The organism is Microtetraspora glauca (assembly GCF_040656155.1).
Taxonomy (GTDB): Bacteria; Actinomycetota; Actinomycetes; order Streptosporangiales; family Streptosporangiaceae; genus Microtetraspora; species Microtetraspora glauca.
Genome location: NZ_JBFALK010000039.1, coordinates 14,009 through 38,567 on the forward strand (window position 1 = coordinate 14,009; position 24,559 = coordinate 38,567).

Consider the following 24,559-nt stretch of genomic DNA (forward strand, 5'->3'; position numbering starts at 1 on the left):
AGCCCACCATGCCCGATGTGTTCGTCAACTACCGCACCGGCGACGGGGACAAGACCGCGGTGGTGATCGAGAGAGAGCTTTCCCATCGTTTTGGAGAGGACGCGGTCTTCCGGGCTTCCAAGTCCATCAAGCCCGGGGAGCGCTACCCCGAGGCGCTGCTGAGCAACGTCCGGCGCAGCGCCGTCCTGCTCGCCGTCATCGGGCCGGACTGGACGCGCTTCCCCGCACTGCACGATGAGAACGACTGGGTCCGCAGGGAGATCCTCGAGGCTCTCGCGTGCGGCATCCCGGTCATCCCGGTTCTCGACGGCCGCGGGGCAGAAAGGCTCCGCATCGCGGATCTGCCCGCGGAGCTCAAGCGGCTCGCCGACTACCAGTCCGTACGGCTGGACCTCGGGGACGCCAAGCCGGACCTGGACAGGATCGCCGACAGACTGACCGAACTGGTGCCCACGCTCCGCGACCGCATCGCCCCTGAGTCGTCGGCAACGGTGAACAACCAGATGGGCGAGGTACACGGTACTGCCGTCCAGAGCCGGGACATCACGGGCGACGTGGGCACGGTTGTCAAGGCCGACCATGGGCAGTTCAACCTGGGCAAGGGAGATCAGCGCAACGTGCATTTCTCCGGCCCCGGGGCGACATACGTCGAGGGCATCAACAACGGGGGCATCCGTCATCGGTTCGGTGATTCCGGCACGGATGGGGACGACGGCCGTTGAGCGACCACTTCCACACCTCCGTCACCAGCACTCACACCCAGATGCACTCGGGGTCGGGTCCTCAGATCAACAATTTTTTCGGCACTTTCGCTGATAAAAAGGGAAAGCCGTTCAAAACCGTCGCCGCAGACGACCTGCTGTGGCTGCGTCGGCGTTTCGTCGATCCCCCGGAGTTCGGTCGGGCGAGGGGGATCCTCGAATCCCAGGGGACCGTCCTTCTTGACGGGGCGCCGGGCAGCGGCCGGTTGGCGGCTGCGCAGATGCTCCTGCACGAGCTGCGCGTCGGCGAGGAGACGTTCCGAGAGATGCCGCTCAACGATGACGAGGGTGAGCTCCTCCTCGTTTGCGATGACATCGCCGACGACGACCTGCTGCTGCTCGATCTTTCAACCGCCGACCAGAAGCTTTGGACACGGGCCCACCGCGAGCTCTACTCCGTCCGGGCCGAAGTCCACAAGCACCGGGCCCGGCTCGTAGTCGTACTTCCCGATGACAGAGGCGAACGGCTCGAACCGGGACTCGGGCCATACCACGTGGTGATCGGTCGCCCGCCGGGACCTGAGGTGCTGCGGCGCTACCTGCGCCAGTCCGGATTCCCTCCGGAGGCGATGCGACAGCTCGGCCCCGCTGCCGAGTTCCTCTCCCGGATGCCGTCGATGACGGAGATCGCGCACTACGCCGAGCTTGTCGGCGAGGCACGGGAGAACTCCGAGGCGGCGGGGGACTTGGCTGGCTGGTGTAAGGAGGCCTATGCCGCCCTTTCCGGCAGAAAAGGGCAGGTAAGCGCCTCTTTGTGTGACCTGCTTGCCGGGTCGCAACGCGCGCTGCTGCTCGCTACCGCGATGCTGCACGGAGCACACGCCGACGTCGTACACGGGGCCGCTGCTTCGTTGCTGCGGGAGGTGAAGCATCCCCAGGAAGACATCCCGTTGCTGGAGCATGCGGATCTCCTTCAGCGGTTCAAAGAGATCGGCGCCGAACGGGATGACGACGGCAGGGTGCGGTTCACGGACCTCGGGTACGACGCGGCGGTCCGCCGGCATTTCTGGACGCACATGCCAGAGGTACGCGAGGGCCTGCAAGCGTGGGTGGGCCGCACCGTCGTTTCGGCGAGCCTGGACCAGGACGAAAGAGACGATCTCGTCAGTCGGTTCGCTGACTTGTGCCTGGATGACCGCTATCGGGAGGTGCTCGTCTCGCAGGTGCAGTGGTGGTCGGCGGGGCCGGTGAACGGCGCGGGGCAACGGGCGGCGGTGCAGGCGCTGACCCGGGGCCTGCAGGATCAGCGGCACGGGTGGTTCTTCCGGCGGCGAATCTACGACTGGTCGATGAAATCAGGCCTGTCCGACACACTCATCGACGTCATCATCGCCATGTGCACCGAGGTGATGGCCGTGCATCACCCCTACGAGGCCACAGTTCGCCTCCACCATCTGGCCAGGCATGAGCGCAGGACCACACGTGCGCGTGAAGCGTTGACTCGGTTCGTACACGCCGATCCCCGGCTATTGCGATTGATGTTCGACCGGCTCAACCGTCAGTTCACCGAGGACAACAGATACGAGGTCGACGTCGACCTGTTCTTGGAGCTGGCCGACCCGGAACTGCTGGCCGGCGCAGGGCCTCGGGCCAGGACCCTCATCGCACGGGACGTCGTACGGGATCAGGTGACCACCGGCTGGGCCGTCGTCTTCGAGCAGAGGTCGGATGACGTCTGGTGTCCTCCCGCTCGACGCTGGCTTCTCGCCGCCGACGAGGGCGGGCCGCGTCACGATGTGCTCCTCGATGTACTGGTCGAGGGCGGCCGACAGCAGACGGGCGTCCTCTCCCGGCTGTACGTCATGGCCGGTGAACTGGAGCGTTCCCTTCCGGCTCGACCGGAACAGGACGGGCGGTTGCGCGATCGCGTACTGCGCAAGATCAATATCGCTCTGGGTATCCAGGCCGCGTGAGCCGGCCGCCGCGACATCCGAACAAGGAAGGCCGATCCATGAGTTCTGGCCGTACGACGATGACGGTCTACCTCGTTGTGTTCTGCGGGTTGCTCCTCGTCGCTCTCATCTTCTTCGCTCCTCAGCCCTTGTGGCTTGGATTCCTCTTGCTCGTACTACTTACGGCCCTATGGCTTGGAGTGGAGAAATGGGGGCGCCGGTCAGAAGAGGCAGTCCCTTACCCTGCCCCACAGCCGCCGGATATGCCGGTGGAGCGCAGGGAGCACCGCCTGGCCGAAGTCGCCCTGCCCAGTGCCTGGGAGGACTACGACTTCGTGTTCTCCGCGACGGTCCGGTGGTCGCCATCCGGTGTCCGGGCGGACGAATCCCTCGTCAACATCGAGGCATTGGCGGTCGATGCGATCCTCGAACGCGCCCGCAGGGTAACCGAGGGCAAGCTACCCGGCCGGGCGTCACTCGTACAGCACGAGCTGAGCGGCGCGCTGGGCTGGATGGAGCCGGACGGGACGGGCTGCCTTCGGGCGATGGCCGAATCCGTCACACTCACCCTGTCGGAGGAGGACCGGAACCGGCTCGCCAAGCTCGCGTCGGCGCGGAAGGAGAACACCGTCTGGGAGCACGAGATGAGGTACGAGCAGAGCAGGCGTGCGTACCTCAGCGAGAATGTGCTGAAGGATACCGGCAGCGCCGTGGTCTGGTGGCTCGCGAAGAACGATGACCATGTCGAGAAGACGGTGAAGGACATCGGCCTGCTTGCCCAGCTCTCCTCCGCGGCGAACAACGCGCGCGTGCCCGAGCAGTTCCAGCACCTCGTACTGGGTCCAGCTATCGGGGAATGGGGGGCTACTTCGGCGGTGTATGCGGGGAATGGCGAAACGGCCGCGTCGCCGTTGGCCTCCCAGACTCCCGCCGACCATTTCGATGCCTTCCTGGAGACGATGGACCTCAGAGAAGGGAATCCGGAACGCGTCCTGCTCGCCCGGCAGGTGGCCGATGTCCTGCGTAAGCACGGCAGGCAGGAGATCGCCGACGATCTCGACCGTCGGTTCGACGCACCAGGCCCCTCGCTATTCGACGACTCTGATCCATTTCCCTCGGAGCCGGACGGCGAGCCGGGTCAATGACCGCGAGCAGGACCGCATCGACGACGGCGTTCAAGGAGGCTGGCTGTGGATCCTGAACTGATGGCACTGGCGAGTTCGGGCGCGGCGACGCTGGTGGGGCTGATGATCTCGGATTCCTGGACACAGGTGAAGGAAGGGATCGCCCGCATGCTCGCACGTGGGAAAGCCGTGAAGGAAACAGCGCAGGAGCTCGACGCCTCTCGTGACGAACTGCTGGCCGCGAGCGCGTCCGACGACCAGCTCACCGTGACCAGCATCGAGGGCGAGTGGCGAAGCCGGTTGTCCCGTCTGCTTGAGGCGGATCCTGCTCTAGCTGACGACCTGCAGCGGTTTATGAAGGCGTCGAGCGCGCGGTCACTGGCAGGGCCGACGGGCGACGTGCACAACGTCATCAGCGGAGGCGTGCAGCACGGGCCCGTCATCCAGGCGGGACGGATATCCGGGCTGGCAATGCATGGGCCCGGGCCCTCATCGCCATCAAATGATCACGACTGAGGCGGAGCCCCTTACGCTCAGCATGATGAGGTAGGTGTTGGAGTTGCCCCGGTTCGGTAGACAGGTCAGGGCTTTCAGCTACGCGGCAGCATAGCCGTCTTCTTGAATGCTCTTGATTACGTGTCGACGTTCATATTCGGCGGGGCTGAGCTGGCCGTTCGCGGAGTGGCGGCGGCGTGGATTGTAGAAGCCCTCGATGTAGGCGAACACGGCTCGTTCGGCTTCTGACCTGGTACGGAAGGTCCGCCGGTCGATCAGCTCGCACTCCAGCGAGGCGAAGAAACTCTCCGTGATCGCATTGTCGAAGCATGTCCCGGTCCTGCCCGTCGAGGGGCGAACCCCGGCCTGCGCGCATCGCTGGCCGAAGGCGATCGAGGTGTACTGGCTGCCCTTGTCACTGTGATGGATCACCCCGACGCTGGGGCGGCGCTGGTGAACCGCCATCGCCAGCGCGTCGGTCACCAACTCGGTCCGCATGTGGTCGGCCATCGCCCAGCCGACGATCCGCCTGGAGAACACGTCCAAGACCACAGCGAGATAGACGAACCCCTGCCAGGTCGGCACGTACGTGATGTCGGCCGTCCAGATCCGATTCGGCTCGTCCGCTTCGAACTTCCGTTTCACCAGGTCGGATGCGGCTGCAGCCCGCCGATCCGCGATCGTCGTGCGACAGCCCCTGCGCCGGGAGACACCGGCCAGCCCAGCCGCGCGCATCAGCCGCGCCACTCGCTCGCGGCCCACCTTCTCCCCGTCGATCTCGCGCAGGTCGGCGTGGATGCGCGGCGCTCCATAGATCTCATCGGAGGCCGTATGGTGCCGGCGGATCTTCTCAGTCAGCTCGGCATCACGATGGGCGCGAGCGGACGGGCCGCGCTTGGCCCAGGCGTAGTAGCCCTGGCGCGACACACCCAGCACCCGGGCCAGCAGGGAGACATCGTGGTGGTCTTTCTCCGCATCGATCAGCCGGTACTTCATCTCGGCCGATCCGTCTCCCGCGCGAAGAAAACCGCGGCCTTACGCAAGATCTCCTTCTCCTCGCGGAGGATCTTGTTCTCACGGCGCAGTCGGGCCAGCTCGTCCTTCTCGGCGCTGGTCAGGCCGTCTTGGCGGCGGCCGTCATCGAGGTCGGCCTGGCGCACCCAGGTACGGATCGACTGCGCGGAGGGCTCGAACTCCTTGGCGAGATCCTCCGGCGACCGTCCCGCGCGCACCAGTTCCACCATCTGCCGGCGGAACTCCGGCGGATAGTTATTCGGCACAGTGGACTCCTTCCGGGAACCAGGGTTCCCCAGAGGTCAGGTGTCCACCAAACCGGGCCAACTTCAGTGTCAGGTCCGCGGGAATTCGCGTGATCCCACCTCATTTGCGGGTCGGTGTCGGGCCGCCTGCCTCTACAGTGACAGCCGTGGATCGAGCTGAAGTCGCGGTGCGCAGGCCGCAGCATGCCGATGAGAGACTCCGAGTGGGGACGGTGCTTTCGAGGGAAGGCACTGTCGCCACGGTGCAGTGGAATGACGACGGCACTGTGGAGGAAAACGTACGGCTAGGCGTTCACACCCTCTTGGCCATCGCGGGCACGCTGCGTCACCAGTCCCTCATCGATCGCCCAGCCGTCGTCGAGCGCTTCGCGCGTGATCCGATGGGGATGATCCTGAAGCTCTTGGGCGAGGCTTCCAAAGGTCTCAAGGCCGCGCACATCAAGGAACAACTGGTCGAGCTCGGTCTCGAAAAAGAGATGGTGGACAAGGCGTGGAAGTCCACATATGCAAAGCTCGCCAAACGTGATGACGTGCAGGTGAAGGAGAAGGCCTACCGGTGGCTCCGGCCCACCGGGACAACGACGGAGGCCGTTGCTAAGGGGACTTCAAGGGCCTCGAAATCCGCGACCATTTCAGGGAATCCGGAATCCGCCGGTGTCGAGACTTCGGCACCGAACCATGTGTCGGCTCCGGCGGCGAAAGAACAGCCGAGGAGTGGCGAAGAGCCGTCTGCTAGCCATTTGCAGGCGCAGCTTGTCGTTCGAGGTGAAGGCGGGGGTGACCGGCAGGTCGTCGACCAGCGCGCGGGAGAGGAAGATCCCGGTGAGCGCGCCGCGGAATCCGCGCCGCAAGAGCTGAAGTCGGCGGCCTCTGGACCGCGGCGCCGGAAGAAGTCCCGAATCACCGACGCGGGCGGCGACAAGCGCCGGCCCGGCGACGTGGACTCTGAGTCCGCCGCTACCGCCGGGCGATCGCAGCAGGTGGAGCCCCCCGCGATCGCCGAACGATCGCTGCGGGAGGTATTGGGGGAGGCCCTTGGTGACGCGTCCTCCCGGCCGGGGCAGGGATATCTGAGCACACCGCTGCGGGTGGGCGCGCGGCTCGGCGTGTTGGATGATTCCGTCATCGATACGCTCCTTTCCGCCGCGGAAGGAGAAGAGCGTCTGGTCATTGAGGTCTTGCTCCTTGCCGTTCCACGGACGATCGGAACCGTTGACCTCCAAGAAATCCTGGCTCGCCTCGATCCAGCCGTCGCAGGGGCAGTCATCGATGCCGCTGCGGCTGAGCTGCGCAAGGAGGGCACCCCGGATGTTCGAGCTGCAGCGGTGTGGCTGGTCAGGCGTGCTTCCTCGGCGGCTTCGTTGCCGAACGCGTGCATGGCGGCCTACATCGAGCTGATCGTCCGTCTGCTGGTAGAACCACAGAAAACGGAACTCGATGTTTTGGATACCGCCGCTCACGTCGTCGCGAGAAAGCTCCCCGACCTGCTTGGCGACGCCGCTGAAGTAGAAACCGTGGCGCGCATTGTGCGCCGGCTACCCTTCAGCGGGAAAGGCGGTCGCGTCGCTCTGATGGCGGCCGTCGCCCAGGCGCGACCCGACATCATTTCGGATGACAAATGGTGGAACGGTGTGACCGTACAGAGTCTCAGTGAATGCATCAGGGGGCCGTTGAGTAGGGTGATCTCACTGCCTGACGTGACCGACCGGGTGATCCGGCCGATTGTGGCCGCTGAGCTGTCCACCGCCACCACTCGCTCCAGGTTGAGCTTCTTTCTCGGCCTTCCGGCCGGACTGGCCGAGCATCTCGCCGCGTCCGATGTAGCCGACGCCTTCCGACGGGTGAGTGATCAGGATCCGATCGCAGCTTCCTGGACGGATTCGTTGAGCGGGCAAGGCAGGGTGGACGCGCTCAGAAAGGACCTCATGAGTACCCGGGAGGAATCCGCGACGGCGGTCAAACTGGCCGAGGAAGCCGAGCTGAGAGCCCAGGAGGTCGCGGAGCGATGCACCAGACTGGAGCGGGATCTCCAGGATGTGCAGACCCGGGCGATCAGGATCCGGGCCGCACAGGAGCGTCAGCTCCAGATCGATGTCGTCCGGGCGCTTGCCGACCTGGCAGCCGAAGTGGAGGAGCTGGCGAACGCCGACACCGCTCCAGCGGTTGTGATCGAGCGGGTACGCGGCCTGGTCGCCGCACATTCACTGCGGCCCATCGGTGATGTGAAAAGGGAGTCGGAGTTCGACCCACTTCTCCATGACTCGATTGTTGGCGCACCTATTCCCGGATCTGTGGTGACCGTTATTCGCCCCGGATATACATGGGCCGCCTCCGGTGAGGAGATCTTGCTGCACAAAGCCCTCGTCGAACCCGCGGAGTGCTAAAGAGTGGAAAGCATCTGATAAGCCCAAAAAATGTCGGCCGTATGCCTTAGCTTGACCACTACGCCAGAGTCGCTATTCCTGGCGTGATCTTTGGATCGAGCGATGGAGGAGGGCCGATGGCGGCGAGGCGGGCGATCGGTGTGGACTTCGGCACGTCAACCTCACTGGTGGCCGAGCAGATCGGGCGGCAGCCTGTCGAGATCGCCCCACTCGGGCGCAGCACGCCGTGGTTTCCATCGGTGGCCGGACTCCGGGGCGGCTCTCTGCTGCTGGGCGAGGACGCGGATGGGCTTTCCTCCGATCAGGTCATCAGGTCCGTGAAGCGGACGATCACCGAGGATCGCCAGACCATCCAGGTCGGATCCGACGAGATCGACGCCGACGAGGTGATCGTCGCGCTGTTCTCCGAGATCGCCAGGAGAGCCAAGGCCGCCGAGCACCCACTCGACGACGCGGACGAGGTCCGGCTCGGTTGCCCTGCCATGTGGAGCGGTGACCAGCGCGAACGGCTGCTCAGGCTCGCGGCCGAGGCGAGTCTCCCAATCAGCGGGTCGAGCCTCATCGACGAACCCATTGCGGCGGGTGTCGCCTGGGCGAATCATCGCTTCTACCAGCCCGGCAAGCGGCCCAAGGGCAAACTTCTGGTCTTCGACATGGGGGGCGGAACCCTCGACATCGCGGTCCTAGACATCGGGGGCAAGGACCAGCCCGAGATCTCCGTGTTGTCCGCTCTTGGTAACGCCAAGGCCGGTGACACGTTGGACGCCGCCATCGCCGCACAGTTCACCGGCGAGCTGGCACGCCTTAAGGTTCCCGTGAACAGCCTGCCCAACCCGGACAGGGTGCGGTCGCTGCTGCTCAACGTGGCACGCGAGGCGAAGATCCGTCTGTCAACTGTGCCGTCCCACCAGGTCGTTTTCCGTGGCATGAGCGAGCTGCCGGTGCTGACCTACCTCCGCGAGCAACTGGTGGAGGCATTCAGGCCACAGATGGCCGACGCGGAGCAGTTCATATGGGCGGCACTGCGCGCGGCGAAGATGACGGAGACCATCCCCGTGCAGGGTGACGGCTGGCGGACCCATTCACCGGAAGAGCTGCGCAGGCTGGGGATGGACGGCCTGGCCGGTGAGATCAAATATGTGCTCCTGGTCGGTGGGATGAGCCGCATTCCCTACGTCGGCGAGCGGATCGGCGCTCTGTTCCCGCACGCTGAGGTCTTCGACGAGATCGGGGTGGTTCCCGAGGAGGCGATCGTCGCAGGACTCGCCTCAACCTCCGACTACGAACGGCTCAACTTGCATCGCCCCAGCTTCGACTTCGTCCTCGAATGGGACGGAGGTAGGCAGGTCCTCTATCGCGCGCACACGCCGATTTACGACCCATGGCAGGCGCTGTCGATGAGTACGGTCTACTACAGCCGACAGGGGACGGACTTTCAGTGTCCTCGTCACGGCAGGGGTCGGCTCACCGTCCGATCGATCACGGGCGAGACTGTCAACATCAAGATCGACAACGAGTCTCGGGACCATCTCCCGTTCCGGCTCGGTGACGACCTGCTGTTCCGGATGTACTGCGATGGCCGGATCATCATCCGCGACGGATCCGGCCATTCCCGGGACCTCCGCGTCGACCGCTGGCCGGTCATCCGCGGTGGCGACTTCGCCGAGCTGGTGCTCAAGTCGGTTACCGCGCCGCAGCCTCCCGAGCTTGAGGGGGACTGGGGGTACGGCCAGAAGGAGTGGGCGCCGCCGCACTATTGACGAGAACCACCGCCACGGGGCGCAGCGAGAGGCTGAGCGCCTTGTGGGCGCTCAGTTCGTCCCGTACGGCCTGGCGTCGGGCACGGAGGTTGCGCAACCGTCCCTCGTGGAGGCGGCGGATGCTCTTGTCGGTGAGCTTCCCCAGCAGGTCGAGACTCTTGCGGATCTGGAGATCGATCGTGCTCTCCTGGGCGCGGATCCGGCCCTCGACGAGTGCCGCGTTCTCCTGCTGCCGTGTGCGTTCGGTTTCGACGAGCCTGGCCGCGATGTGGTCCTGGGCGACCCGCCAGATCTTCATGAGGTCCTGCGGGACTTCCGGATCGCCGTCGCCCAACGAACCCTCGGCGAGGGCGGTGAGCAACGCGTCTCCCACGCTCTCCGACACCTCGCCGGTCTCCAGGTCGATCGCGGTGCCCCAGAGCTCAAGCTGTTGACGCAGCCCCTCGGACTCGGCGAGGTCCACGGTCATCAGATAGCGGCGTCCCGTCGGCAGGCCGGGAACGGTGACAGAGCCGAAGCGCGGCAGGGCGAGATTCTCGTCGTGCAGGACGCCGAGGGCCAGCTTGACCAGCGGATGCCGGGCGGACAGCAACTCCGTGTCGTACTTGCTCGCGGTCTCGGGGTCGAAGGTGCATTCCAACGGTTCCCGATTCTGGAGGCGGGCGGCGAGCTTGTACGGAGCGAAGCGGCTCCCCGAATCGTCCGGCCTGTTCTGCCGGAGCTTCTCGGCAAGCTCCGGCGAACCGGTGATGCGGAAGATTCCTTGCTCGTCCGGTTCGGTACGGCGGGCGCCATACTTCTGGAAGAGCCGGTCGATCACCATCCGGATCTCCGAGGCGCCGATGAATCTGCCGTTGCCGGGACCGTGTTCGGTGAAGCCCTCCACCAGCAGTCCGTCCAAGCCGGACAGCAGTGCCCGGGACGCTTTCAGCTCGTCGGTGGCGTGGTCGCGTTGTTTGGCCGCGACCGCGATCTGTTCGATCTGCTTCTCCACCTCGGCCTGGCTCAGCCCGGGGTCGAGCAGCTTCGAATAGTTCTCGCGGAGGATGGGCTCGAGCTCTCCGATGGAGCTCTGGAAGATGCCGATCCGGTCATAGAGCCGCTGGAAGATGTCCGTCTCGATGGTCCCCGGCACGCGCATGTTGTAGATGAAGATCTTCTCGTGCTCCTGGCCGAACCGGTCGAGACGCCCGATGCGCTGCTCGACCCGCATCGGGTTCCACGGCAGGTCGTAGTTCACGAGGACATTGCAGAACTCGAAGTCGAGGCCTTCGGATCCGACCTCGCTCAGGAGCAGGATCTCGAAGCCGCCGTCCCGGAACTCCCGCATGATGTCCTGGCGCTCCAGCGGAGGCACGCCTCCGTGCATCACGCGATACGTGAAGTGCTCGCCGAGCCGGTCGGCGAGGTACGACAGGGTTCCCCGGAAGAACGAGAAGATCATCACCTGGCGGCTGCCGATGGCACGAAGTTTCCGCAGTTCCTCCAGCAACTTGTCGTATTTCGTATCGACCACTACCGGCTTGATCTGCTGTGTCAGGTAGTTCTGCAGAGCGTCGATGTCCCCGTCGTCCAGGTCGTCGTCGACGTCGTCGATTTCACTCCGGAAAAATGAGGGGTCGCGTCGGCGCAGCGCCTCCTGGGAGGCGGGGATGCAGCTGGCCGCTTGCCGCAGCGGCATCTGCATGATGAAGCCCGGGGGGACGCCCTTGTCCCAGGCGCGCTTCCACGCCCACACGAAGACCGCGTTGTAGTAGGCGCGTTCCTCGTCCGTCCACTCCACGTCGATGTTGCGCGGCTCCCGTACGGCCTTGCGATCGGGTACGTCGGCCTTGCGGGTCCGGGTCAGCACGCCGCTGAGCACGTTCAGGTCGGCGAGCAGGCGCCTGGCGCGTGCCTTCTCCTCGTGGGTGAGCGGCCGGTCCACGTCGAGCAGCTCGCGGAGCAGGGGGTAGTCGGGCCGGTCGGTGATGTTCCGCCCGAAACGCATGCCGTCGAGCCGGTCGAGGCCGGCCAGCAGTTCGCGCGGTCTCCGGTTCTCGATCAGCGATCTGGTCACGTCGTTGAGCACCGTGTTGGGCACCAGTTGGCGCTCGAACGTGTCCCGGTCGTTGAAGCTGCCCTCGTCGAGGAGGCTCATCAGGTTGAAGAGGTCGTCGTTGCCGAGGTTGAGCGGGGTGGCCGACAGCAGCACCAGGTAGTCGCTCCAGTCAGCCAGGAGCTGGCCGAGGGCGTTGGACTTGCTCTCCCGGTTCCGCATGCTGTGCGCCTCATCGATGATGACGAGGTCGAAACGTGGCTGGAGCGTCGTCAACCGGGTCAGCACTTTGTCGGCGCTACGCAGCGACTCGATGGAGATCACGCCGTGCAGGGTGGGACTCTCGCCGTGTTCAAGCCTGTCGGCGAAATCGTCCAGTTCGCGTGGCGCCATCAGGTCGAGCTTGCGGTCGAAACGCCGCCTCATCTCGGCCTGCCACTTGTACTTGAGCACTGACGGCGCGAGGACCAGCACGCGGTCGAGTTTTCCCCGCTGTTCGAGCTCACTCCAGATCAGCCCGGCCTCGATGGTCTTGCCGAGACCGACCTCGTCGGCAATGAGGATGCGGCCGGACGACCCGGTGAGAATCTTGAGCACGGGCTTGAACTGGTAGGCGCGGAACACGGTCTTGCTCGACGAGAAGGAGTAGAGCGTGTCGGTGAGCGGATGGCTCAGCTTGGTCCAGGTGAGCGTGAGTGAGAGCCCTGCCGCGTCGGCAGGGGTCTGGGTCAGCCAGAACTTCGGGTCGCTTGGGTCGCCCTGAACCGGATGGAGCGACTGCTCGCTGAAACGCTTCACCTCGCCACGGAGGTCGACGTCGTACACGTAACCTCCCGGGAAGCGCACCACCGCGGTGACGCTGCCGACGGTGGAGACGCCGTTGGGACGCACCATGTCACCGGCCCGGAAACGCGCGTCACCTATGAGCGGCTGGGACCGGTCCCAAAACTGCTGGTGGAACGCCGAGGCGATGACGAGGTGCCCCGACTTTGTGAAGCGTTGTTCCGCGGAAGCCGCCGCGGCTGGAACCTGACCGATGAGGACGACGATCGCATGCCACTCGCCATCGTTCTCGACCGCGTACGCCCCCTGATGGAGCAGGCCACTGAAGGGAGAGATCGGCGCGCCTCGTACTTCTGGGGCGAGCGACGTGAGCCTGTCCCGCGAGCCATCGGGGACGTCTCCGATGACCAGGCAGGTCGCCGGGGTGAGCCGGCTCAGCCAGCGTAGATCGTGGATCGAGGGGTGATATCGCAGGTCATCCGGCATGGGGGCTCCCAGGCGAACATCGTTTGTGAATGGGAATCACAGCTAATTGGCGTGGAGTTTATGTAACGATCTCGCCTTGGTGGTGTGCATGTCAACGGAGTCGCGTTGATACTGGAGAAGCGCATGCCCCTCGATGTGACGCCTGCGAGACTGATCTCGTTGTCATCGTGTCGGTCGCGCTGACCCGTTCTCCCCGGTTCAAGGAATGAGGCCCACTACGTGGCGAAGCTGACGTTGCCGCAGCTTGAGCGGCATCTGTTCGGGGCCGCGGATATCCTCCGCGGCAAGATGGACGCCTCGGAGTTCAAGGAGTACATCTTCGGGATGCTCTTCCTGAAGCGGGCCTCCGACCAGTTCGACGCGGTCCGCAAGGACCTCGTCGAGAAGTGGGTCAGGCAGGGGAAGAGTCAGGACGAGGCGGAGCGGATGGCCGCCGCCCCCAACTTCTATCGGGGCGAGAGCTTCTACGTGCCGGAGAAGGCCCGCTGGCGGCACATCAAGGACCACTCCCGCGAGAAGAACGTCGGTAACCTGCTCAACACCGCGCTCAGCGCGCTGGAGGAGTCCAACTCCACTGCACTTGAAGGCGTGCTTGAGCACATCGATTTCATGCGCAAGGTCGGTCAGTCGACCATTCCCGACAAGCGGCTCCAGCAGCTGATCGACCACTTCAACCGGGTGCGGCTGCGCAACGAGGACTTCGAGTTCCCTGACCTGCTCGGCGCCGCGTACGAGTATCTGATCGGCCAGTTCGCCGACTCCGCCGGCAAGAAGGGCGGCGAGTTCTACACCCCGCGTGGCGTCGTCCGCATGATGGTCCGCCTGGTTAAGCCCGGGCCGGGCATGCGGATCTATGACCCGTGCTCCGGCTCGGGCGGCATGCTGATCCACGCCAAGGAGTATGTCGAGGAGCACGGCCTGGACCACCGCGATCTGACCCTGGCGGGCCAGGAGTACAACGGCACCACCTGGGCTGTCTCGAAGATGAATATGATCCTTCACGGTGTGCTCAACGCGAGCCTGGAGAACGAGGACACTCTCGCCGATCCCAAGCACCTCGAAGGCGGCGAGCTGATGCGCTTCGACCGGGTGCTCACCAACCCTCCGTTCTCGCAGAACTACGTCGCCGCCGACATGGAACACAAGGAGCGATTCAAGTACGGCTTCGCGCCGGACACCGGCAAGAAGGCGGACCTCATGTTCGCCCAGCACGTGCTTGCCGTGCTGACCCCCGACGGCATCGGCGCCACGGTCCTCCCGCACGGCGTGCTGTTCCGCGGCGGCAAGGAGAAGGACATCCGCGAGGGCATCATCAAGGACGACCGCCTGGAGGCGGTCATCGGCCTCGCCCCCAATCTCTTCTACGGCACCGGCATCCCCGCCTGCGTCCTCATCCTGCGCGGCACGGCGCGGCGGCCCGAGGAGCGGCGCGGCAAGGTGCTGTTCATCAACGCCGACCGCGAGTTCACCGCCGGACGCGCGCAGAACTGCCTCGACCCGCAGCACGCTGAGAAGATCGTCGCCGCGTACGAGGAGTACCGCGACATTCCTCGCTTCGCCCGCGTCGTGGATGTCAAGGAGTTGAGGGAGAACGACTTCAACCTCAACATCCGCCGCTACGTCGACAACACGCCGCCGCCGGAGCCGCAGGACGTCTGGGCCCATCTGCACGGTGGCGTCCCCAAGGCCGAGGTTGCCGACAAGGCCCACCTGTTCACCGCGTTCGGCATCGACCCGGCCACGTTGTTTGCCGAGCGAAGCGAACGAACCGATGGGCGTGGCGAGGAGAAGGCCGCCGACTACTACGATTTCCTCCCCGAGGGCTGGAAGGTGACGGCCGAACGGCTTCCGGCGCTGGCCGAGCCTGCGGAGTCACGGCTCCGCGAGGCATTCGCCGACTGGTGGTCCCGGCACAGCAAGCGGCTGGCCGAACTCCCCGACTCCAAGAAGGTCATGGAGATCCGTGCGGAGCTGCTGGAGTCGTTCGTCGCGGAACTCAAGCCGCTCGGCCTGCTGGACAGGTTCGAGCTGGCCGGTGTCGTCGCCGCCTGGTGGGGCGAAATCCAGTACGACAGCAAGACTTTGGCGCTGAACGGCTTCGCGGGCGTCGTCGAAGGCTGGGTCACCACCATCGAGTCGGCGTTCGCGTTGGACGAGGGGGACGTCGAGTACTGGGACAAGCAGAAGGTCGCGGCGGAGAAGCGCAAGGCCCGCGACCACCGCGTCGTCCCGGCGCTCATCCCGGAGTATCTGGTGCAGCTGGAGGAGGCCGAGGCCGCGTACGCCGAGCTGAACGCCCGGTTCAAGGCCGCTACCGCCAAGCCGAGCGAGGACGACGAGGACGAGGCCGAGGAGCCGGAAGACAAGCTTTCCGAAGCCGAGCTGAAGAAGCTGAAGTCCGCCACGGCCACCGCCAGGAAGAAGGTCGGTGCGCTGGAGGATGACTTCCTGCCCCGACTCCGCATGGCAGCTGAAGCGCTCAGCGAAGACGACCGCCAGGCACTGGTCATCGACGTCCTCCGCCTGCAGCTCTCCTCCCGTCTCGACTCCCGCACGGCCACCGCCCGTCGACTCCTGGAGACGGCCTTCCGCACCTGGGCCGACAAGTACGCGGTCACCCTCCGCGACCTCGAAGCCCAACGAGAGGCCGCCGCCGCCCGCCTGGAGTCCTACCTCAAGGAGCTCGGCTATGCGTAAGGGCGATTGGGGTTCTGCAACGCTTGGCGACCTTTGCTCAGATGTGACCAGCGGGGCAACGCCTCAATCTGGCAACTCACGCTATTACAGAGAGGGTGCGGGAACTCTCTTTGCGAAGATTGAGGACCTTACCGCCGCGAATGGTTCCTATCTCGACGAAACCACCCTTCGAGTTACAAAGGCAGCTCTTCGAGAATCGGCCCTGAAGGTGTACCCTCCTGGGACGATTCTGATCTCGATGTACGGAACGGTGGGCTTAGTAAAGATTGCCCGCTACTCCATTTCTGCCAACCAGGCTCTCGCGGCCCTAATACCTCCGTTTAAGTGTCACGAGAAATTCTTGTATCACTATCTCAACTGGTCGCGGGGCGATTGGGGCAAGTATAAGGCGCAGACTACGCAGGCAAACATCAACGGCGCAATCGTGAAGCGTCGAGTTATTAATCTACCCACTGCAAATGAGCAGCGGCGGATCGCGGAGATCCTCGACACCCTCGATCAGGCGATCTCGTCTCTTCGACTATCAGCTAACAAGTATGCGCAGATTCGACTCGCGCATGTGCGAGATTTGATGGCGGAGGGGCTGCGCGTCCTGCAGTCCTTCGAGGCCTCCGAACTCGGATCCCTCGAATCACGCGGCCGGGGGCCATGGGTCCTGGCACCATTGGGCCGTGCTCTGATCAAAATCGAGGCGGGAAACAGTCCCAGCGTCGAAGACACTCCGGCGGGACCCGGTGAATGGGGAGTCCTCAAAGTAAGCGCAATTGGACGCAATGGGTTCCGCCCCGAAGAGAACAAAGTCGCACGCGACCGATCACTGCAGATCAAGGAACTATGCGTTCGTTCCGGAGACCTGCTCATAACCCGCGCCAACACCGCCGAGCTGGTCGGCATGGCCTGCATCGTGGATGAAACTCCGCCTGGCCTTATGCTCTGCGATAAAACGCTTCGGTTGCGCGTTGACGATGATTTTTCATCTAGGGAATACGTGCACCTTATCCTCGCGATAGCCGAGGTTCGGCGGCAGATCGAGATCGCGGCTACGGGTACTAGTGGAAGTATGAAAAACATCAGCCAGGCGTCTATCCGCCGCCTAATGATTCCATGGTCTGACAGGGAACGGATGGATCATGTGGTGCGCATTGACGCTGGATATGCGGCCCAAGTTAATGCACTCATGCGAAAGGCGCGCCATCTAACTCTCCTCAAGCAGGGGCTCATGGAGGACTTGCTGACGGGGCGGGTGCGGGTGGCGGAGGCGGAAACCGTACTGGAAAACCTTTAGGAGGCTCGACAGGGCGGACTGTAGTCCGCCCGATTCGGGGTCGTATTCGGGGGTGTTGGCGAAGCGGGCAATAGAAGACGGGAGCGGGATCATGGCGAGTGAGCTGGAATACACGCTGGTGGAGAAGCCGCTGATCGAGCAGCTCAAGAGCATGGGCTGGCACCATCTGGAAGGCGCTCCGTACTACGCGGTGATCCCGACCATCGCCCGCGAAACCGGCCGAGACCGGTTCGACGAGGTGATCCTGGAACGGAAGCTGCGCGACGCGCTGTTACGGATCAACAAGAACTCGCAGGGTGCGGAGTGGCTGGATGAGACCCGGATCAGCTCGGCCGTCAACGCCCTGACCCGCACCGCCCCCGGAAGCCTCCTCGAAATCAACCGCCAGATCACCGAGCTGTTACTCAAGGGCGCCCAGGTCGAAGGCGTCCAAGGCTGGGAGAGCGGCAAGACACGCACGGTCCACTACATCGACTGGCAGAACCCGAAGAACAACGAGTTCACCGTGGTCAACCAGTTCCGGGTGGACATCCCCGGCGGACGCGGGCTGATCGTCCCCGACATCGTCCTCTTCGTTAACGGCATCCCCCTCGTGGTCGTCGAATGTAAGAAGACCACCGAGACCGACCTGAGCTCAGCCGTCGGCCAGATCCGCAGATACGCCGAGCAGGTGAAGAGCGAGAGCCGTACAGGGAACCAGAAGCTCTTCCACGCGGTCCAGTTGACCGTCGCGACCAGCGGCGAGGACGCCCGGATCGGCACGTTCACCGCCGAATACGAGCACTACGTGCCGTGGCGCGATCCTTACCCACTCACCAAGGACGAGCTCGCCGCGAAGCAGGGCAAGAACGCCGATCAGCTCAGCAGGCAGGAGATCCTGGCCGCCGGAGTGCTCGAACCGGCCAATCTGCTGAACATCGTGCACAACTACGTCACGTTCATGACGACCGATCACGGCAAGACCATCAAGGTTGCGCCGCGCTACCAGCAGTTCCGCGCCGTTGAGAAGTCGATCAGGCGGCTGCTGACCGGCAAGACACGCACGCAGGACGGTGAGGCCGATCGGCGCGGCGGGATCATTTGGCATACCCAGGGGTCGGGCAAGAGCATCACCATGACGTTCCTGGTGCGCCGGCTCCGATTCACTCCCGAGCTGGCGAACGTCAAGGTCGTTGTGGTCACCGACCGCACCCAGCTTCAGGACCAGTTGAGCGGCACCATGCAACTCAGCGGGGAGGCGATCGACACCGCCAAGTCCGCCGCCAAGGCCAGGACCCTCTTGGCCCAGCTCGGCCCGGCCGTCGTCTTCGTCATGATCCAGAAAAACCAGGGCGGCGAGGGCCTCTCCGCGAACACCTCGCTCGGTGAGATCAACACCGACGAGTCGATCGTGGTCCTGATCGACGAGGCGCACCGCTCGCACACGGCGTCACTCGGCGCGAACCTGCGCGAGGCGCTGCCGAACGCCGCCAGGATCGGCTTCACCGGCACGCCCATCATGACCAGAAAGGGCCAGCGCAAGACAAGCGTCGACCTGTTCGGGCCGTTCATCGACACCTATCGCCTCAAGGAGGCCGAAGAGGACGAGGTGATCGTCCCGATCCTGTACGAGGGTGCCAAGGTGAAGGGCGCCGTCCGCGACCGGCAGGATCTCGACGAGATCTTCGAAGACGAATTCGGCGATCTCGACGACGAGGAACGCCGGCAGTTGCAGCAGCGGTGGGCCACCAAGGGCAAAGTGTCGGCCGCGCAGCAGCTCATCGATGCCAAGGCCAAGCACATGCTGCACCACTACGTGGACAACGTGCTGCCCGAGGGCTTCAAGGCGCAGTTGGTGGTCGAGGACAGGATGACCACCGTGCGCTATCGAGACGCGTTCCGGGCCGCCCGCGACGAGTTGGTCAGTGCTATTGAAAAGCTGCCGCCGAATGTGCTCGCCACCCCGCCGGAGGACATCAAGATCGCCAGCCGCGCTCGGCTGGTGCGGGCCGCCAGGGTCCTCGACCTGCTGAAGCGGATCGATTTCGTGCCGGTCATCTCAGCGGGGGACTCCGATGAGGAGCACCTCATGGCCGAGTGGACCGACGAGACGAAGCAGAAGGATCGCATCGACGGCTTCATCCGGCCCTTCGGGGAGAACGACACCGCCTTCCTGATCGTCAGGACGATGCTGCTCACCGGCTTCGACGCTCCGATCGAGCAGGTGATGTACCTCGACCGCAGGCTGTACGAGCATGACCTGCTGCAGGCGATCGCGCGGGTCAACCGCAAGGCGGACCGCAAGCCCCACGGACGGGTCGTGGACTATCGGGGGGTCGCGGAGAACCTTCTCGAAGCGCTGCGCATGTTCGCGGCGGAGAACTTCGAGGGCGACGAAGGTGACGATGCCACCGGAGCGCTGCGAGACGCTCGCGTGGAGATCGGCAAGCTGGAGCCAAGGCTGCAGCGGTTGCTGATGATGTTCCGCGATCCCGACGATGTCGAGCGTTGTGTTCAGGAGCTTTCCGATCCGGAACTGCGGGACCGGTTCAACGCCGAGCTCCGGCGCTTCGCCGCGACCGTCAACACGGTGCTGCCCGACCCGGCGGCCAAGCCGTACCTGCCGGATCTGAAGCGGTTCATGGTCATCAAGCTGACCGCGAACCGGCGCTACCGGATCGACTCGGGGGAGTTCGACCCCGGCGCGTACGGCGCGAAGGTTCGGGCGCTGATCGACGAGCACATCGCCTCGCTCGGCATCGAGGAGCAGTTGCCGCCGATCAAGATGACGGCCCCCGGGTTCGCGGCGAAGGTCGAGGCGATGACCGGCGGCTCCCGTGCCAAGGCATCCGAGATGGAGAATGCGATCCGGCATCACATCTCCATCCATGGCGGAGAGGATCCGGCTCGCTACCAGCTGCTCAGCGAGCGGTTGGAGAAGATCCTCACCGAGCTCAAGGATGACTGGGATCAGCAGGTGCTCGCGCTCAAGAGCCTGATGACCGAGATCACCGAGGAGAAGCAGGAGAACCTGTTCGGCCTGAGTGAGACGGAGGCCCGGCTGCACCGGACCATCACCGCAGGGCTGGCGACCTCGCCTGAGGAAGCGCTCACGGACGCTCGGTTCGCCGACGTCGCCAGGGAGGTCCATCTGAAGGCCGCCCAGACGATCCACCGGCAGGACTTCTGGCGCAAGCGCTATGACCAGGACGTGCTCAGAGACGACATCTTCGTCATCCTCCACGAGCGTGACCTGGGGGAGTACGAGCAGCTCGATCAGCTCGCCACGGAACTCTTCGACGTGATCAAGAGCAACCGCCATTTCATCCAGAGGGCGTGAGCCTGGGATGCTGGTGACCGTGAGTGATTTTCCCGGGGTTCTGCACGTCGGTGAGCTAAGGATCGCCGTGTCGGTGAGCGACCGCCGAAAGAGCGTGCGACTGACCGTGGAGCGGGACGCCTCGGTCACCGCGGTCGTGCCGCCTGGGATCTCCAAAAACGAACTGACCAGGATGGTCGAGGCCAAGCGGCCCTGGCTGTACGGCAAGCTCGCCGAGAAGCGTGATCTGGGTGAGAATCCGCCGGAGAAAGAGTACGTCTCGGGCGAGGGCTTCCTCTACCTGGGCCGGTCGTATCGCCTGCGGATCGTCGACTCGGGAGACGTACGGCTGAGCCGTGGGCGCTTGGAACTCGCCGAGGGCGGTGGGGCCAGGGACCTGGTCCGCTGGTATCGCCGGGTAGGTGATCCCTGGCTTCGTAGGCGCGTCCAGCCCTGGGTTTCCCGGATGGGCACCGAGATGACCGGGCTGCGGGTGCGGCCCCTTGGTTACCGATGGGGATCGTGTTCACAGGATGGGCAGGTCAACATCCATTGGGCCACGATGCAATTGTCGCCAACGTTGATCGACTATGTCCTTGTGCACGAACTGGCGCATCTCCGACGACCCGACCACGGTCCCGAGTTCTGGCGGATTGTCGAGCGGACGATGCCCGGTTATGAGGACTGTCGAGAGCGGCTCCGCCGTGCAGGAAATGACCTTTGGCTCCCGGAGGGAGGACGATGATGCAAAACGACGTGACGGTCAACGCCGCCGACATCGCGCGGCTTGCCGATGTCGGCCGAGCCGCGGTCAGCAATTGGCGCAAGCGGTTCGAGGATTTTCCGCGACCCGTTGCCGGCACGGCGAGTAGCCCGGCATTCTCCCTCATCGAGATTGAAGAGTGGCTGCGCCGTCATGACAGATACGTGGAAGTCGCGCCGCTTGAGCGGGTCTGGCAGCGGCTGCGTGCCATCACCGACGATCTCCGCCTGGGTGACGCCGTCGCCTATGCGGGAGGCCTGCTGCTTCTCATCCATCGTGATCCTTCCGGCTGGCGGAAGCTCGCCCGCCTGGATGACGACTCTCTGCTCCAGCGGATTCCGGTGGATGTCCCCGCGGGAGTCGGCGTAGATGCCGCGTTGATCAGAGCCGTCGCCGACGTGGGCGTGGCAGAGGGTCCGGTGGCGGCGTTCGACGGCATCTGCGACCGCTACGTCGAGCTGCACTCTCGTCGGCTGCTGGCCACGCCGCCGAGCATCGCCGACGTGATGGCTAAGATCGGTGGTACTTCCGGTGCGACCGTCCTGGATCCGGCTTGTGGGATCGGCACGCTGCTCATCGTGTCCGGCGCGTCGCGCGCTCTCGGCCAGGAGTTGAACGCGACCGCGGCCCGGTTGGCTGCGGTCCGTCTGGAGTTCCACGGTTCTGACGGCATCGTGGTCGACGGTGACTCGCTGCGCGCGGACGCGTTTCCCGGCGAACGCGTAGACGTGGTGATCTGCAACCCGCCATTCAACGAACGCGCCTGGGGTTACGAAGAGCTGACCAGCGATCCCCGCTGGGAGTACGGCCTGCCACCGCGTGGGGAGTCGGAGCTGGCCTGGGTGCAGCACTGCCTGTCGCATGTCAAGCCGGGCGGTCTGGTGGTCATCATGATGCCGGGTACGGCCGCCAGCAGACGCCCCGGCCGACGGGTGCGCGGGAACCTGCTACGTGGCGGTGCGCTGCGGGCGATCATCACACTTTCCGCGGGCGCGGCTCCCGCATCTAGTGGGGCGCCGGATCTATGGGTGCTTCGCCGTCCTGAGCCGGATGAGCAGCCACCGTCGGACGTGCTGATGGTCAACGCCGGAGAGGATCTGGCACTTGCGGAGGGAGCCTGGCGGGCTTTCTGCGATGGTGCCGACTTGCCTGGTGGAAGCCGCACCGTCCGGATCATCGACCTCCTCGATGAGGAGGTAGACCTGACGACGAGCCACCGGGTGGCTTCGTTGGATCAGCCCTCCGCGGGGTTCACGGCGCTACAGGACAAGACCGAGGCGCTGGTGAAGGGCGTGGTGAGCAGCCTTCCGGCGCTGGCCACGGCCAAGCGTGGTGATTTGCCGATGACGACCATCGGGGAGCTTGCCCGAGCGGGTGTGGTGACCATCCTGCAAGGGCCGCTCCGAATCACGGCTGAGGGTGACCTGCCGATGTTGACCGCGAAGGACTTGATGCTGGGCCGTACGCCGAGCGGACGGACAGCCGATGCTCCGGGCCTGGTCAGAATCGTCGCGGGTGATGTGATCGCGCCTGTGGTGACGGGCAGCGGTTCGGCACCTCGCGTGATGGCGGAGTCGGGAGCCGTCCTCGGTCCCCAGCTTCTGCTTATTCGGACGGACCCGGATCGGCTCGATCCGCACTTCCTGGCCGGCTGCCTGCGGGCAGCGGGTGGCTCTTCGATCAGGCTCGGCTCGTCGATGCGGCTCGATCCGCGTCGGACCCAGCTGCCCCGCCTGACGATCGAGGAGCAGCGCCGATACGGCGAGGCGTTTCGAAGGCTCCTCGCCTTTGAGGACGCGACCAGAGCGATGCGCGAGATGAGCGAGAATCTCGTGGCGGCCGGCTTCGACGGCCTGTTTGATGGGACCCTGCGTCCCGAATGATCCCCTTGTAGTTCGCCGGAGGCATGGTGGCCGCCATTCTCGATCGATACATACTCGACCCCACTCACATCGGTGGGGGTGGCATGGGTGAGGTCTGGGGAGCGACCGACGAGAAGCTCGGCCGCAGGGTCGCGATCAAGTTCGTCAAATTCCCGAACGGAGTCCGTGATCAGGAGCTCGAGGCCAGGTTCGACCATGAGGCGAAGATCATGGCCAGGCTGCGCCATCCGGGCACGCCCGCCGTCCACGACATAGGGGTGTACGACGATCCGGTACACGGACGGCGGCAGTTCATGGTGATGGAGTTCATCGACGGGGTCGGGCTCGATGACATCGTGGCTGAGCACGGATCGTTGTCCATCGGATGGGTGGCTTCGGTAGGCGCACAGGTCGCAGCGGTGTTGGAAGCCGCGCACGGGAAGGAGATCCTGCACCGGGACCTTAAGCCGTCCAACCTGATGCTTTGCCGCGATGGCTCGGTCCAGGTGGTCGACTTCGGGCTGGCGGTCATGCACGATCCCGAGCTGACGAAGCTGACCAGGACCGGCCAGATCCTGGGCACCGAGTCGTACATGTCTCCCGAGCAGGTGGAGCAGAACGAACTCACCGTGCGTAGCGACCTGTATTCGCTGGGATGCGTGCTCCATGAGCTGCTCACCGGACGGACGCTCTTCACCGGACCGACCTCGTTCAGCATCATGAAGCAGCAGGTCGGTTCTCCGGCGGCGCCCGTCGGTCGACTGCGGCCCGATGTGCCACGAGAGCTGGACGAGGTGGTGATGTCCATGCTGGCCAAGCGCCCCAATGACCGGCCAACGAGCGCGCGTGAAGTCCACGACCGGCTGATGCCGTACCTTTCGGGCACTGGTCCGTTGCTGGACGTGACGTCCCCCGAGCCCAGCCCGGTGCGGATGTACGCCCACGCGGTCAGCCGTACCATCACGAGCGGCGCTCCGGCCGTCGTCCAGGTCGGACCGCTTGAACAGAGCGACTTCAGCCGGAGTGACATCGGCAGGGCACGTCGGCGCGCGGATTCGCTCGTGCGCGATTCGCAGTACGACGCCGCGGCCGATGTGCTCGCGGAAGTCCTCGCTCCGGCGAGCCGGGTTCTCGCACCGGGCGACAGCGAGGTGCTGGACCTGCGCGGCCATCTCGCGAATGTGCTGTTCGAGGGGGGAGACTATCTGGCCGCAGCGCAGGCGTTCCAGCAGCTCGCGAAGCAACTCGGTGATGACGACGAACGGGCCTTCCAGAGCAGGATGCAGGAGGCGATCTGTCACCTGCAGCTCGGAGACACGCAGCTGTGCCTGCAGATCATGGGGGACCTGCTGGCGGACGAACTCCGCGTCTATCCCGAGGACGATCCGCGGACGCTGGAGCTGCGGCGGCAGATCGGTGAACTTGAGCAGTCCGCAGGTGACGCCGAGGCGGCCCGCATTACGCTCACGAGCCTTCTCGACGACCTGACGCGGATCTATGGACCGGAACACCCCGCGAGCGTGCGAGTTCTGGAGCTCCTGGCCGCTCTATGATGCCTAGTGCCGCATCAGCCTGGGTTTGCCCTGTTTCGTGGTGACACGCCGATCAAGGTCCCACCACGGTCGGCGTGATCGCTTCACACTCTGCGTGT

14 protein-coding genes are annotated in these 24,559 nt (G+C 64.8%); 12 read left to right on the top strand and 2 right to left on the bottom strand.

Features of this window, described 5'->3' with window-relative positions:
- Positions 1 to 8: 8 nt before the first annotated feature.
- Genes AB0I59_RS40835 through AB0I59_RS40850 form a run of 4 tightly spaced genes read left to right on the top strand, consistent with a single transcriptional unit; the run spans position 9 to position 4,293 of the window.
- On the top strand, positions 9 to 722 hold the full coding sequence (locus AB0I59_RS40835) for a toll/interleukin-1 receptor domain-containing protein (RefSeq protein ID WP_358142186.1): 714 nt from the start codon (positions 9 to 11) through the stop codon (positions 720 to 722).
- Entirely contained in the window at positions 719 to 2,674 is a 1,956-nt protein-coding gene (locus AB0I59_RS40840) for a hypothetical protein (RefSeq protein WP_358142189.1), read from the top strand. Before AB0I59_RS40835 ends, AB0I59_RS40840 begins: the two co-directional genes overlap by 4 nt.
- Positions 2,675 to 2,733: 59 nt before the next feature.
- Positions 2,734 to 3,798, top strand: a complete 1,065-nt coding sequence (locus tag AB0I59_RS40845; RefSeq protein ID WP_358142192.1) for a hypothetical protein — start codon at positions 2,734 to 2,736, stop codon at positions 3,796 to 3,798.
- 45 nt (positions 3,799 to 3,843) lie between these two features.
- Positions 3,844 to 4,293: a hypothetical protein gene (locus tag AB0I59_RS40850; RefSeq protein WP_358142195.1), complete on the top strand. Its 450-nt coding sequence runs from the start codon at positions 3,844 to 3,846 to the stop codon at positions 4,291 to 4,293.
- 78 nt (positions 4,294 to 4,371) lie between these two features.
- Here the strand turns inward: AB0I59_RS40850 and AB0I59_RS40855 are convergent.
- Positions 4,372 to 5,516 (bottom strand): IS3 family transposase gene (locus AB0I59_RS40855; RefSeq protein ID WP_358142226.1). Its coding sequence is split into 2 segments (ribosomal slippage): positions 4,372 to 5,303 and positions 5,303 to 5,516, totalling 1,146 coding nucleotides; the frame shifts between segments, so codons are not numbered across the junction.
- 182 nt (positions 5,517 to 5,698) lie between these two features.
- Between AB0I59_RS40855 and AB0I59_RS40860 the strand changes: the two genes are divergently transcribed.
- Positions 5,699 to 7,936 (top strand): amino acid adenylation domain-containing protein, encoded by a 2,238-nt coding sequence (locus tag AB0I59_RS40860; RefSeq protein WP_358142198.1) that lies wholly within the window; start codon positions 5,699 to 5,701, stop codon positions 7,934 to 7,936.
- A gap of 116 nt (positions 7,937 to 8,052) precedes the next feature.
- Positions 8,053 to 9,696: an Hsp70 family protein gene (locus AB0I59_RS40865; RefSeq protein WP_358142201.1), complete on the top strand. Its 1,644-nt coding sequence runs from the start codon at positions 8,053 to 8,055 to the stop codon at positions 9,694 to 9,696.
- On the opposite strand, the gene AB0I59_RS40870 is transcribed toward AB0I59_RS40865, so the two are convergent.
- Positions 9,620 to 13,003, bottom strand: a complete 3,384-nt coding sequence (locus AB0I59_RS40870) for a DEAD/DEAH box helicase (RefSeq protein WP_358142204.1) — start codon at positions 13,001 to 13,003, stop codon at positions 9,620 to 9,622. The genes AB0I59_RS40865 and AB0I59_RS40870 overlap by 77 nt on opposite strands.
- A gap of 219 nt (positions 13,004 to 13,222) precedes the next feature.
- On the opposite strand from AB0I59_RS40870, the gene AB0I59_RS40875 reads away from it, so the two are divergent.
- The 6 genes from AB0I59_RS40875 to AB0I59_RS40900 all read left to right on the top strand — a co-directional run bounded on the left by AB0I59_RS40875 (position 13,223) and on the right by AB0I59_RS40900 (position 24,461).
- The gene (locus AB0I59_RS40875) at positions 13,223 to 15,700 is read left to right on the top strand and encodes a type I restriction-modification system subunit M (RefSeq protein WP_358142207.1); all 2,478 of its coding nucleotides are present in this window, start codon (positions 13,223 to 13,225) and stop codon (positions 15,698 to 15,700) included.
- A complete protein-coding gene (locus tag AB0I59_RS40880; protein ID WP_358142210.1) occupies positions 15,693 to 16,985 on the top strand; it encodes a restriction endonuclease subunit S in 1,293 nt (430 codons plus the stop codon). The genes AB0I59_RS40875 and AB0I59_RS40880 overlap by 8 nt, the downstream gene beginning before the upstream one ends.
- 91 nt (positions 16,986 to 17,076) lie before the next feature.
- On the top strand, positions 17,077 to 20,304 hold the full coding sequence (locus tag AB0I59_RS40885; RefSeq protein ID WP_358142213.1) for a type I restriction endonuclease subunit R: 3,228 nt from the start codon (positions 17,077 to 17,079) through the stop codon (positions 20,302 to 20,304).
- A 7-nt stretch (positions 20,305 to 20,311) separates the two neighbouring features.
- Positions 20,312 to 21,028, top strand: coding sequence for a M48 family metallopeptidase (locus AB0I59_RS40890; RefSeq protein ID WP_358142217.1), 717 nt, complete (start codon positions 20,312 to 20,314; stop codon positions 21,026 to 21,028).
- The gene (locus tag AB0I59_RS40895) at positions 21,025 to 22,929 is read left to right on the top strand and encodes an N-6 DNA methylase (RefSeq protein WP_358142220.1); all 1,905 of its coding nucleotides are present in this window, start codon (positions 21,025 to 21,027) and stop codon (positions 22,927 to 22,929) included. Before AB0I59_RS40890 ends, AB0I59_RS40895 begins: the two co-directional genes overlap by 4 nt.
- Before the next feature lie 26 nt (positions 22,930 to 22,955).
- The gene (locus AB0I59_RS40900) at positions 22,956 to 24,461 is read left to right on the top strand and encodes a serine/threonine-protein kinase (RefSeq protein WP_358142223.1); all 1,506 of its coding nucleotides are present in this window, start codon (positions 22,956 to 22,958) and stop codon (positions 24,459 to 24,461) included.
- Positions 24,462 to 24,559: the final 98 nt, after the last annotated feature.

Excerpts from the sequence above, each read along its gene's own strand:
- AB0I59_RS40835 (WP_358142186.1), top strand. The coding sequence starts at position 9 with ATGCCCGATGTGTTCGTCAACTACCGCACCGGCGACGGGGACAAGACC.
- AB0I59_RS40845 (WP_358142192.1), top strand. The coding sequence starts at position 2,734 with ATGACGGTCTACCTCGTTGTGTTCTGCGGGTTGCTCCTCGTCGCTCTC.
- AB0I59_RS40865 (WP_358142201.1), top strand. The coding sequence starts at position 8,053 with ATGGCGGCGAGGCGGGCGATCGGTGTGGACTTCGGCACGTCAACCTCA.
- AB0I59_RS40870 (WP_358142204.1), bottom strand. The coding sequence starts at position 13,003 with ATGCCGGATGACCTGCGATATCACCCCTCGATCCACGATCTACGCTGG.
- AB0I59_RS40880 (WP_358142210.1), top strand. The coding sequence starts at position 15,693 with ATGCGTAAGGGCGATTGGGGTTCTGCAACGCTTGGCGACCTTTGCTCA.
- AB0I59_RS40885 (WP_358142213.1), top strand. The coding sequence starts at position 17,077 with ATGGCGAGTGAGCTGGAATACACGCTGGTGGAGAAGCCGCTGATCGAG.
- AB0I59_RS40890 (WP_358142217.1), top strand. The coding sequence starts at position 20,312 with ATGCTGGTGACCGTGAGTGATTTTCCCGGGGTTCTGCACGTCGGTGAG.
- AB0I59_RS40895 (WP_358142220.1), top strand. The coding sequence starts at position 21,025 with ATGATGCAAAACGACGTGACGGTCAACGCCGCCGACATCGCGCGGCTT.